The 11,477-nt window shown below is 37.0% G+C and carries 11 protein-coding genes and 1 pseudogene; 1 reads left to right on the top strand and 11 read right to left on the bottom strand.

Translation table 11 applies throughout. From position 1 onward, the window contains the following. Window positions 1–21 precede the first annotated feature (21 nt). A complete protein-coding gene (locus tag K6G87_RS10570) occupies window positions 22–525 on the bottom strand; it encodes a pyridoxamine 5'-phosphate oxidase family protein (protein WP_296836810.1) in 504 nt (167 codons plus the stop codon). 265 nt (window positions 526–790) lie between these two features. On the opposite strand from K6G87_RS10570, the gene K6G87_RS10565 reads away from it, so the two are divergent. Further along, window positions 791–2,509, top strand: a complete 1,719-nt coding sequence (locus K6G87_RS10565) for an AMP-binding protein (protein ID WP_296836808.1) — start codon at window positions 791–793, stop codon at window positions 2,507–2,509. A gap of 156 nt (window positions 2,510–2,665) precedes the next feature. On the opposite strand, the gene K6G87_RS10560 is transcribed toward K6G87_RS10565, so the two are convergent. From K6G87_RS10560 to K6G87_RS10515, 10 genes and pseudogenes are all read right to left on the bottom strand, one after another. Beyond that, a complete protein-coding gene (locus K6G87_RS10560; protein ID WP_296836806.1) occupies window positions 2,666–3,133 on the bottom strand; it encodes a TetR/AcrR family transcriptional regulator in 468 nt (155 codons plus the stop codon). A 302-nt stretch (window positions 3,134–3,435) separates the two neighbouring features. After that, a complete protein-coding gene (locus K6G87_RS10555; protein ID WP_296836803.1) occupies window positions 3,436–4,605 on the bottom strand; it encodes an iron-sulfur protein in 1,170 nt (389 codons plus the stop codon). A 2-nt stretch (window positions 4,606–4,607) separates the two neighbouring features. Next, window positions 4,608–4,850: a hypothetical protein gene (locus K6G87_RS10550; RefSeq protein ID WP_296836800.1), complete on the bottom strand. Its 243-nt coding sequence runs from the start codon at window positions 4,848–4,850 to the stop codon at window positions 4,608–4,610. A 90-nt stretch (window positions 4,851–4,940) separates the two neighbouring features. Further along, window positions 4,941–5,552 (bottom strand): hypothetical protein, encoded by a 612-nt coding sequence (locus K6G87_RS10545; RefSeq protein ID WP_296836798.1) that lies wholly within the window; start codon window positions 5,550–5,552, stop codon window positions 4,941–4,943. A gap of 94 nt (window positions 5,553–5,646) precedes the next feature. Beyond that, entirely contained in the window at window positions 5,647–7,617 is a 1,971-nt protein-coding gene (locus K6G87_RS10540) for a WG repeat-containing protein (RefSeq protein WP_296836795.1), read from the bottom strand. 186 nt (window positions 7,618–7,803) lie between these two features. After that, window positions 7,804–7,917 (bottom strand): annotated as a pseudogene (locus K6G87_RS10535) (VOC family protein); the annotation flags it as partial. A 43-nt stretch (window positions 7,918–7,960) separates the two neighbouring features. Next, complete coding sequence (locus K6G87_RS10530) at window positions 7,961–8,512, bottom strand: hypothetical protein (protein ID WP_296836792.1); 552 nt, start codon at window positions 8,510–8,512, stop codon at window positions 7,961–7,963. Between the two features lie 175 nt (window positions 8,513–8,687). Continuing rightward, window positions 8,688–9,677: an aldo/keto reductase gene (locus K6G87_RS10525; protein ID WP_296836790.1), complete on the bottom strand. Its 990-nt coding sequence runs from the start codon at window positions 9,675–9,677 to the stop codon at window positions 8,688–8,690. A 101-nt stretch (window positions 9,678–9,778) separates the two neighbouring features. After that, on the bottom strand, window positions 9,779–10,942 hold the full coding sequence (locus tag K6G87_RS10520) for an MFS transporter (RefSeq protein ID WP_296836788.1): 1,164 nt from the start codon (window positions 10,940–10,942) through the stop codon (window positions 9,779–9,781). 93 nt (window positions 10,943–11,035) lie between these two features. Further along, the coding region (locus K6G87_RS10515; RefSeq protein WP_296836786.1) for a methylated-DNA--[protein]-cysteine S-methyltransferase at window positions 11,036–11,477 on the bottom strand (442 nt) is incomplete at its 5' end.

The following is an 11,477-nucleotide window of genomic DNA, read 5'->3' as shown; positions in this document are numbered from 1 at the left end:
GCCATTATAAATTTACCGCCTTTACTCTTTCTCTTTAGCCTGAGCTGCCTTCATAGCTACAAGCTCAATTGCTTCTTTACCTGTCATATGCTCTATACTTATTTCATACATTACAACATTAGCATATGATCTGTTCATATCTTCCTGAACAGCTTCTTCAGGTGAGAACTTTCTGCCTATTGCAAGCGCAGCTTCTTTTCTCAAAGCTTCATCTTCAATTATCCTTACTTTGCCAAAAACTATTACGCTTCTAAAATAGTTAGTTACTTTATCCGGAACAACTTCATCTTTATCGATCACGCAAAATGACACTTTATCGCTCTTTTGCATTGCATCATACTTATGTCCTGCCTTGGCTCCGTGAACTATTATTTTGCCATCTCTGTAAAGATAATTAAGAGGAACAGCATATGGATATCCATCATCTCCATTAACTGCAAGAATTCCTGTTTTTCCCTTTTCAAGAATCGCTATTGTCTCTTCATCAGACAGCTGCTGCCTGAATCTTCTCATTTTTCTAAACATATTAACCTCCGCCTTATTGGGACACTTGTTCTTGTAAGCCGCAAAACTTAAAAACCATCCATGACACTTACAAGGATCTTAAATTCATACTTAACCTGCGATTATTTATCCTTAGTCTATTGTTCAACATATCATATGTTTTTTCAAGTATTGTTTTAAAGTTACAAGGCAGTAAAGTCCTTAATATTTTAAATAAAAGGTTCGGCGGCTAACTCACGACTAAAGTCACGAGAATGCGCCGCCGCAATTTTCAATCAGACAGCTAGTGGACAGTTCTGCAATTAAATATACTGATATACCTGCCCTCAAATGGACAGCCGGCCCTAATATAATGCAGGTCACCTATGGAAGTCTTTTTGAAAACGTAGCCAAGATCCGTAAGAGCTTAAGTGCTGACGGCTTTAATGGAAGCCACCTTGCCCTTATCGGGACATCTTCTATAAGCTGGATGGAAAGCTATCTTGCGATCACAAGTGGTAACAATGTTGCGATTCCGCTTGATCCGCTACTTCCATCAGATGATCTTATAGATCTTGTAAAAAGATCTGATTCTAAAGGCGTATTTATTGAAGAGTCAAATATGATCCTAGCTGAGAAGATTCTGGCACAGTGCCCTAAGGTTAATAAGATATATTTATTAAATGATTTTGATTCTAAGAAAAAGGCATATTCTGATCCGAAACTTCATAGTATTTCAGAACATGAATTTTCAGCCTATTCCACTGTTTCGAACACAGCCAGTCATTCTACAAGCTCAGATATAAACAGTCATTTAGCAAACTCAAGTATAAACTGTGATATCGAAGATTCAAGTAAGGTAACTGATTCCAGGATATCCAATGAAATCAGTGAAAATCACCACCATAGAATCAGCAGTATAAAAACATTAAAAGAATTGTCAGATTACGCTGATGATGTCCCAGGAAATGAAGGCGATGATACAGCCATGATCATCTTCACATCAGGAACTACCGGCAAGAGTAAGGGTGTCATGCTCTCTCAAAAAGCTCTTATCTCAAATGTAGAGTCCGTTGAGTATGATGTCGAGCCTGGCAAAACACTTCTTAGCGTACTTCCTGTACATCATGCCTTCTGCCTTGTAATGGACTATCTTAAGGGCTTTAGCCTTGGAACTACCATCTGCATCAATGATTCATTCCTTCATATGGCCAAAAACATGACTCTATTCAAACCGGAAGTCATGCTTATGGTTCCAATGATGGTAGAAACAATCTATAAAAAGCTTGAGAGCGTATCAAAGCTTCTTCCTAAGAAGATGGTGGCTCAGAAGGTCTTTGGTGGTAATCTTAAGACCATATTTGTAGGCGGCGCTCATCTCGATGAATACTATATAGATAAATTTGCCGCTTATGGAATAGACCTTTATGAAGGCTATGGTATGTCAGAATGCTCTCCTGTAATCAGTTCAAATAATCCGACCACCCATAAGCCAGGCTCTGTCGGCAAAGTCCTTAAGAACGCACAGGTATCATTTGAAGATGGCGAAGTCCTCGTCCGCTCTACAAGTGTTATGAAGGGCTATTATAAGATGCCACAGGAGACCGCTGAAACGCTTAAAGACGGCTGGCTCCACACAGGTGATAAGGGATACCTTGATGAAGACGGATTCTTATACATCAACGGAAGGGTCAAGAATCTGATAATCCTTTCAAATGGCGAGAATATTTCTCCTGAAGAGATTGAAAATAAGCTGGCACTGCACAAGCTTATCGATGAAGTCGTAATAACAGGTGAAGACAATATCCTTACAGCAAGGATCTATCCTAATCAGGATATTGTCAACAAGAAAAAATGGGATGAAGACACTGTGAGGTCAGAACTTCAAAAGGTTCTTGACGACTTTAACAGATCTCAGCCCACTTATAGAAAAATCTCCCGCCTTGTTGTAAGGCAGAATCCATTTGCACGAAATACGACAAGGAAAATTTTAAGACAGAAGGCTCTTTTGGACGAACCTGCTTAACATTTTGAAGTTACGAAGGACTTCCAACTACTTGATAAAATATTTAAGTCATAAGATTACTTTTAGAATGATCTGATTATCATTTCTAATCAAAATCAATTTTCTAAGAGTAACAATTATGCTTTTAAGTCATAAAGACCTTTTATACGAACTTTCTTAGGATCTCAAATAAGGAAGAACTCCTGTTACAAAAACTTTGGTTAACAGCTCTGCCACTTCATCTTCCGGCAATTCAAAGCCGGAGGATGACCATTTGTGAAGGACGGCTATGGTATTACCGATACTTCCTGCAACAAGGTACTTGGCATGTTCCGGAGTCTGAAGCTTTGATCCATCAAGCGGCACGGTGCTTATATACTTATTGAACATGCCCATCATTTTTTCAAAAAAGATATTTCCTCTTGGGCTATGCAGAAGTGTTGAAAGAAAAAGATTATCTTTTGTATAGTTACAGATTGATATAAAGAATGACTTGCACATGGCTCTGTCATCCTTGGGATGAAAGCTTTCCATCATAGTGAATATATTATCGATAGTCTTATCTTCTGCTGCCGTTATAAGGGCAGGGATATTCTCGTAATGATTATAGAAGGTACTTCTTACAAGTCCCGCCTTCTTGATCACATCTGAAACAGTGATCTTATCTATCTCTTTTTCCTTAAGGATTATAAAAAATGCATCGAAAATTGCCTCTTCGGCAACGCTGTATCTTTCATCTGTCTCGTTCGTGGTAACTTTCTCCGCCTCGTAGGATTAGTCTAGTTTTTCTGGTTTTAATACTCGATATACTATTTATTTCATTATTAACCTAATTACTCATCTATGAATTTAAAATTGACAATGATTAGCTCATCCTTGTTCTACCAATTCATAGTAACATCATCTATATCATGTAACACTATATATCTTGTATCGACTTTCTCATCTTATAATCCAGCTTTCTCTATTATCTTCTTATAAGGCAGCAGCATGCCTTCAGTCATCTTGACTGATTTTTTCTTAAAGAAGCTGCTCTTCATCATGGCGCCGACAAGATACATTCCGACTATCATGCCTTTATCTTTCTGAGGAAAATCATAGAAGCCATGTTCTTTGTAGAATCTGTGGTCTTCACGCATGAGGCCCTGCATCTTGTAGATAAGGTCCCTGAATATCTTCATTCCGCCTACGCCGTAGAAATTAGCGGGCTGTTTATATTTATGTATAAGGATATAATCCAGTTCTTTGCACAGTATATCTATCTGTTTGTCCACATCAAACTCATTTGTAGCGATGCCTGCAAGTGGGTTGCCTCCAACCTGAGAACGGCCTTCGATGAGAGTCTTTAAGTTGTTTTCTACCTGAAGATGTCCATCAATAAGATATCCAACTGGCTTTCCCATTGTCACTGTACGATGGCCATTGCAGAACTGACGATCATCATACATCTTAAAGCGGGATCCCATGGAGTGATCCTTGATCTTAAAAGCATAAACTGTGGCAGCAGTTTTTTGGATCCTGTCTCTAAGAAGGGTGTCAAAGCCGTCTTTATAGATACATATACCGGATGCAGCACAGTTAAAACATCCAATACAGCCTCCGAAGAAATTGAAGTCCCTGATGTTCACTACTTCAATTTTGTATGGCATCGCTTTTACAAATCTGTCGATCATGGATTTAAGCACATGATCATCCGGGCCATAATCAGCGACCAAGGCTATTTCTTTTTCTTTATCGATTTCTTTATCGATTTCTTTATCGATTTCTTTTTCTTTATTTTTATCTATTTCTTTAATTTTTTCTTTTGGTTTTATATCAGGAATATTATTTAGCGAAGCGCTAAGTAAAGGAGCTTCGGATTTTAAGTTTACAGCCATTTCCTTTTGCCCGTTTATAACCGACCAAAGGACATGTCTAAAGAAAGCTTTGGCTTCACGCTGTCCCTTTTTGTTCAGAAGATCGCCCATGTCTGCTGAAAGGCCTCTAATATAATAAAGGCCTAAATCGAGGCAGTTTTCGCGTATATACTCATGGGCTGTTGTATCGTAGAAATGCTTGGAAGTTGAAATTTGCGTTGCAAATTTCCCGGAAAGGTCAATCTTATTTTCTTTGACCAACTCTATAAATCTGTGAAGCTGAGAAGGCGCAAGGAATGTGTATACTGGATAAGTAAAGACAAGAAGATCCGACCATTAAGCATTAACTTGGCTTCAGAGAAGTCTTTTTCAAGCTGCTTAATCTTAGCGCCTGCATGAATAACTTTGTACTCGTGCTTGTTATAAAGCGCCTCCGCATATAACATAGTCTGATAAGTAATACTGTTCTCGCCTTTTGGAGACCCGTTTATAACAAGTATATTCATGCAATCACCTCGAACCATCGTTATATATTAGTTTATAACCATAATACCTTATATCTATTATATACTCTCAGGCTGGTCTTGACTGCATAATTAAGCATTATTTACACGATTTATGTAACTACGCAAAAATCTGAATCTGCCAATTTCTCTAAATAGCAGTGAGCACCCCGCCATAATAGCAAATCCTATATCAATAGACGTCAAATAGCCTTTACTTACAACACAATATAACATCATTATAATAAAAGACCCAGCCGTAACGACATTAGTGGTTAACCATATGTTTTTTATATCTTCATTATAATCATCATGTATTTTATATAATCCTATCGACTCAGTTATTATTTCTAACACCAAAAAACCAACATACTCAGCTATAAAAGAACTGATGCCATAATAAAACTTACCATGCCTGCAAATAGTATAAACAAATTCAAGGAAGCAAAATCCTGCAAACATAATAAAATATTTACTTGGATTACTTTTTGGATTAACGTGAGTACACGTTTTAAGTATATAGTGAGAAAAAAGCATTATAACTAATATTTTTACAAGATCAATTATGTATAAAGGCAGCACATTTGCTGATCCTATAGCACTAAAAAACACATAACTATAAAAAGAAAGTGGTATATAAACAATATATATTATTGGTATAATAAACGATTTTTTACGTTTTTTTACTTCTTTACTATCTTTCATTACTAAAACCATTTCTCCTGTTATCTTTTCACCTTTAAAGAACTATGTGAAAACAGGTCTTTCGCAATTATATTAAAAAGTATTTATTTCAATATTAAGGAAGTTCTCCAGTTCCAATATACTCGCCCTTATAATCATAAATATTGTAACGGCCATCACCAATGGAATAATACACATATCCTTCACTCGTTGCGCGGCAGAAATTGCCACAATACTCTGAATCTAATACTGTGTTTCCATCATATATAATAATAGCTGAATCAGGATCATTTATTGCAATTAGTGTCTTTCCCTCAAAAGTTGCTGTATCAGCATTATATTTACGGCCATCAAATTCAAATATGATCTGACCACTACTATCTATCAGGAAATCTTTATATTTATATTCATAATTTCCATCTGAACTATACACCATTTCATATTCTTTGTAGCCAGTAAATTCTCCAAGAAAAATATCTGCACCAAGATATTTTAATTGTCCACAGGTGACTTCCACAGGATCTTGACCTTCTTTCAAGATTACCCATTTACCATAATCATATGGAAAGAATAAGATATTATAATCAGAAATGTATAAATACTCACAATATTCATATGATCCACTTGTGTATAATTTATAGTTCTGAGGCTCAATAACGATTTCGCTGCCTTCTGCAACTCCTATATAATTATTTTCTGTAATAACAATATAATGACCAGCTTTTTGGCCTTGGGCATCTTCAATTTCATAGATATCTTTATAATTAAAATCAATTAATATGTTCCCAGATATGTCTATCATGCCTTTTTTTCCATCAATACCAGCCACAAAAATATCTTCGTAACCATTCACACTTTCAAGATAGTCATATTTGAAATCAATATAGATATTTCCATAGATATCGATCAAGCCTTCTTTTCCATCAATACTAGCCACAAGGATGTCTTCATAACCGTCCACACTCTCAAGATCATCATATTTGAAATCAATATAGATATTCCCATCGATATCGATCAGGCCTTCTTTTCCATCTATCTCTGCTACAAAGTACTCATTACTGCCGTACAAATTATGCAAGTAATCATAATTGCCATCCACTAATATATTTCCATCTTTATCACAGATATTATAATTACTATTTTGATCTTCTATTATAAATGCATAATCATCATCCTTATGTGTAGGATAGTCAATATATTTGCAAGGGCCACCTAAAACATCATTACACTCAAAATCCAGTAAGTAGTAATTATTATCACTGTCCTTAACGATCATTCTTTCGATATCTTCAAATACATCAACATCTTCATATATTGGCTCAAGAATCGTATTTCCGGAATGATCATAAACTCCAAAATAACAGGTTTCATCTTCTACAAAACGAACTGTTATAGCTTTGTTATATACCAAAATCAAATCGCTATTATACCTTGCAAGTTCATTTCCTTTACGATCAAATAATATATATGTACCTCTGTAATCATCATCTAATCTGGCGCAAATACAATCATTATAAATTTTAACTTCATTGTATATTGGCTCAACAACCATGTTTCCATTTAAATCAAAAACACCGCAATTATATTTATCGCCTTCATTTACAGAAATCAGATCTTCATAAACTGAAATATTATCGTAAATTGGATCAATCAATAAATTATAATTAAGATCCATCACGCCATAATTTTTGTACTCATCTGCCTTAGTAATAATGATTCCCTTATCACTATACTGAAAATCAAACTCCATATATGCCGGTTCTACAATCCATTCCCCGTTTTCATTCGCAATTCCATACTTTCCTTGGCTGTTATCGAACAAAAACAAGTTACCGTCATCCATAAGATAAGAGCCATTTTCGAGGTCTTTATGCGATTTTCCAGTAAAGCCTGAAATGATTCCCTGCATGGCATATTCTTTGGGAGAAACATATAAAAAGTCCCGCCAAAAAGAGCATATATAATTCATCTCTTTATTATCGGGAGAGCCAGAACGGCCAAGAAGTACAGCCATTATCACTGCGATAATAACAAAAAAGCCGGTAATTAGAATATTTTCTCTTTGTTTTTTCTTATAATCTTTCATTATTCATTCCCCAGATAAAACTTTTTTAAGCTTGTTAATTTTACCTTAAAATGACTATGTTGACAAATTCAGTATGAGCCTCTATTTCTGATTTTTACAATTAAAAAAGCCGCCAGGAAGCGGCTTATAAATAATATATTTCATTAAAATACAGAAAGTTCGCACATATAAAATATCTGTTATCAATCACATAGGAGTTCCCACTTCTATCAGATTGCCATCTAGGTCGTAGAACCTTACTACTTTCTGGCCCCAGCTGTGAGTCATTAGCTTGTTAACATACTTAATGTCCGAGTATAGTTATTCTTTAATCTCATGGCAACCTTTTATAATCTTTTTTATATCATATTAACACAAGCGCAGAGATTGTGCTTATAACGACCATTAAGACTGCCATCCATATAATAGTTGCCTTAACGCCCTGTTTTCTTATCTTGAAGAATGGATAGGGGCCTTCGAGTTTTTCTTTATAGTTCATGATCAACATGATTATGCCATAGATAAGCGTTAATACTGGTGTGATCCATACAAAGGCATAGGATACTTCCTCTTCTACAAACAAAAAGGTTATAGTTGTCAGAATAGGTATGATCAGATGATAATATAGTCCGCTTCCTGAAAAGAGTAGTTCTTCGACCTTGCCGGACATTGGCACTAAGACAAAGACTGTGACAAGTAAAGTCATTATCATCATGCATACGCTAACATAGCGCACGATCTCAACCAGGTCTTTAGGGCCAAATATCACGAATAACAAGGATGAACAAAGTGTAAGCAGATTAGATAGCTGGGTATAATAGATCAACAACTTCTTAAATGATCCGCTTTTACTAATACTCAAATACAGTCCTATACATTCAAGTATTACTATAATCACATTTAATATTCTCGCCATATCATTAACCCTTTACTCCGATTTGTGGATGTATCTAGTACATGTTCAGAAATAAGGAGTTCTTCCATGAACTCCGGATGTATTTCAATGTACGTATATCGGTCAATTCATGGCAGAATAATAGAGCAGCCCTTTTAAGAGCTGCTCTGGTTTTCATATCTATTTGCAAAAACCATTAAAAGGATAAACTGTCTATAGCCTTAAGCTCATCTTGTGTAAATACAGTTTTCTCAGCTGCTTTGATATTATCAAGTATCTGAGAAGTCTTGGAAGCGCCTATGATCACAGAAGTGATACTATCATCCTTCAAGCACCATGCAAGAGCCATTTCAGCAAGTGTCTGGCCTCGATCTGACGCAATCTCATTCATCTTTTTAAGGTTATCAATTATTTCTTTTGAGATCTGGTCTTCTTTTAAGAATCTTCCATCAGTCTTTACTCGGCTGTCAGCTGGTATACCATTAAAATATCTATCTGTAAGCATACCCTGTGCAAGAGGTGAAAAGCAGATGATGCCCTTTCCAAGGTGTTTTGAAGTTTCTTTAAGTCCGTTCTTTTCAATAGTTCTATCCAGGATGTTATAACGGTTCTGGTTGATAATGAAAGGAACGTGAAGTTCATCAAGAATCTGCGTCGCCTCTTCAAGACGAGGGCCGTCGTAGTTTGAAAGACCAACATAAAGAGCCATGCCTGATCTTACAATATCAGCAAGAGCCAGCATAGTTTCTTCCAGAGGAGTATCAGGATCTGGACGATGATGATAGAAAATATCAACATAATCAAGTCCCATTCTTTTTAGAGACTGGTCGATACTTGCGATAAGATATTTTCTGCTTCCGTGGTCGCCATAAGGTCCCGGCCACATATAGTAGCCGGCTTTTGTAGAAATGATCATCTCATCCCTGTATGGCAGTAGGTATTCTTTTAGTATTCTTCCGAAGTTCTTCTCAGCGGCGCCGTCACTTGGGCCATAATTATTGGCAAGATCAAAGTGAGTGATGCCGTTGTCGAATGCTGTGAGGCATAAGTCGACCATATTAGCGTAACTGCTTGTATCGCCAAAATTATGCCATAATCCTAATGATACAGCGGGTAATAACAGGCCTGACTTTCCGCATCTGTTGTATTTCATTGTTTCATATCTGTTTTCATTTGCTTTATACATGAAAAATCCCCCCTCTATATTCTATTTGCTATATTCTTAATTCCATTTCTATGACTTTTAACACGTCGTTCCAAAAGACAAGTAAATAGGCCAATTTATTGTTACCTCAAGGCAATCTGTCGATACGCCATTTCCAGCATGCTGATATTCAAAATCGCAAAGATCAGCAGGTAAAACGGCATGATGGCGATTCCGACAAGCTGCTGTAATACTCCAAACACCATTGGCATAAATGTACTTCCGACATAAGCAGATGCCATCTGCAGTCCGATTGCTGCTGCAGAATATCTTTTTCCAAAGTTGGTCGGAGCCATATGCTGGATTGCCGGATATACAGGTCCCATTCCGGTTCCGATGACAACAAATCCTATCGCTGTAAAAATATAGTGCATATCAGGTATGAATACCATTATTATGCCAAGAAGTTCAACTGCAATTCCAATCCGGATAAGGAGCCTGTCTCCAAGCTTATTGGAGATAAATCCTGATATCAGCCTTCCGATCATCAGGCCACCAAAGATAAGCGACCCAAAGGATGCGATCAGACCATCACTTAGTCCTTGCCTTGTTCCTGCAAAATAGCTGGGTGTCCACAAGAAACATGTCGCCTCACCTGCACAATAGGCAAAAAATGCTATCAGTGTAAGGATCACTCCTGATACTTTAAGTGTTTCCCTTATACCAGCACTGTCTTTTATCGCTTCATCATCAGAATCGCTTTCGCTCTTTTTCCAAAGAGGGAGTGATATGATGCATACAAGCAGTATTCCTGTCTGCAAAAAAGCTGTCCAGCGATATCCTTCATTCCATCTGGCGCGGTCAAGGGCAAGCGCCATGATATACGGACTTATAACCGCACCCACACCATAAAAACAGTGCAGGAAATTCATCGCAGCTCCCGAATAATGATTGGCAACATAATGATTAACTGATGCATCAATCGCACCGGCTCCTAGCCCATATGGAATAGCGATCACGAACAGCATCCAGTACTGCGTAGATACTGAAAATCCAAGAAGTCCCAGTATCGTTAAAAAGATAGATACTATCACTATCCATTTCGTATGGAACCTCTTTATGATCTTCGGGCTTAAAAGCGCTGATATGATCGTCATGAACGATATGGTCATGGATACATATCCTGCATATGATGATGGGACGTTGAATGCGACCTGCATCTTAGGCCAGCCCGATCCAAGAAGGGAATCAGGTAATCCCAGACTTATAAAGATTAAATATATAACTGCTAACAGCAATGAACCCATTATCGTTCCTCTCCCTTTAATGCATCATCCCTATTTCTGTATTCCATCAGAATATTTTAATCATAATATATTTTCGTGACCATATCTAAATCATCATATCTCAATCGCATATTTTGAAAGATCAACTTTGCCATCAATGACTTCTATTCCGTCTGCTTCTAATAATTCTTTCTGGGCCCAGGCACCTCCAAAGGCGTATTCTCCGGCAAGTTCTCCCTTGGAGTTTACAACTCTGTAGCATGGAATTTTTTCAAAATCCGGGTTCTTATGTAAAGCATTCCCAACTGCCCTGCACATCTTGGGATTCCCTGCCATCTTCGCTACCTGAGCATAGGTTGCCACTTTTCCCTTAGGAATTCTTTTTACTGCTTCATAAATTCGCTTTGTTGGAGAGTCTGTAACAAGGTCATAGCTTTCTGCTATCATTCTTTTGATATCTTCATCGGGGATAGAACCATCTAAGATAACTGTATTCCAGTGCTCTTTGTTCTGATGATAAGCAGGTTGTACAGATTTATATGTATTCCTCCAAAAA

Source organism: Butyrivibrio sp., from assembly GCF_024699075.1.
The sequence above is the reverse complement of the archived record's forward strand: the minus strand, read 5'-3'. Positions and strand labels throughout refer to the sequence as shown.

Excerpts from the sequence above, each read along its gene's own strand:
- K6G87_RS10550 (WP_296836800.1), bottom strand. The coding sequence starts at position 4,850 with ATGAATATACTTGTTATAAACGGGTCTCCAAAAGGCGAGAACAGTATT.
- K6G87_RS10540 (WP_296836795.1), bottom strand. The coding sequence starts at position 7,617 with ATGAAAGATTATAAGAAAAAACAAAGAGAAAATATTCTAATTACCGGC.
- K6G87_RS10530 (WP_296836792.1), bottom strand. The coding sequence starts at position 8,512 with ATGGCGAGAATATTAAATGTGATTATAGTAATACTTGAATGTATAGGA.
- K6G87_RS10520 (WP_296836788.1), bottom strand. The coding sequence starts at position 10,942 with ATGGGTTCATTGCTGTTAGCAGTTATATATTTAATCTTTATAAGTCTG.
- K6G87_RS10545 (WP_296836798.1), bottom strand. The coding sequence starts at position 5,552 with ATGAAAGATAGTAAAGAAGTAAAAAAACGTAAAAAATCGTTTATTATA.
- K6G87_RS10570 (WP_296836810.1), bottom strand. The coding sequence starts at position 525 with ATGTTTAGAAAAATGAGAAGATTCAGGCAGCAGCTGTCTGATGAAGAG.
- K6G87_RS10525 (WP_296836790.1), bottom strand. The coding sequence starts at position 9,677 with ATGTATAAAGCAAATGAAAACAGATATGAAACAATGAAATACAACAGA.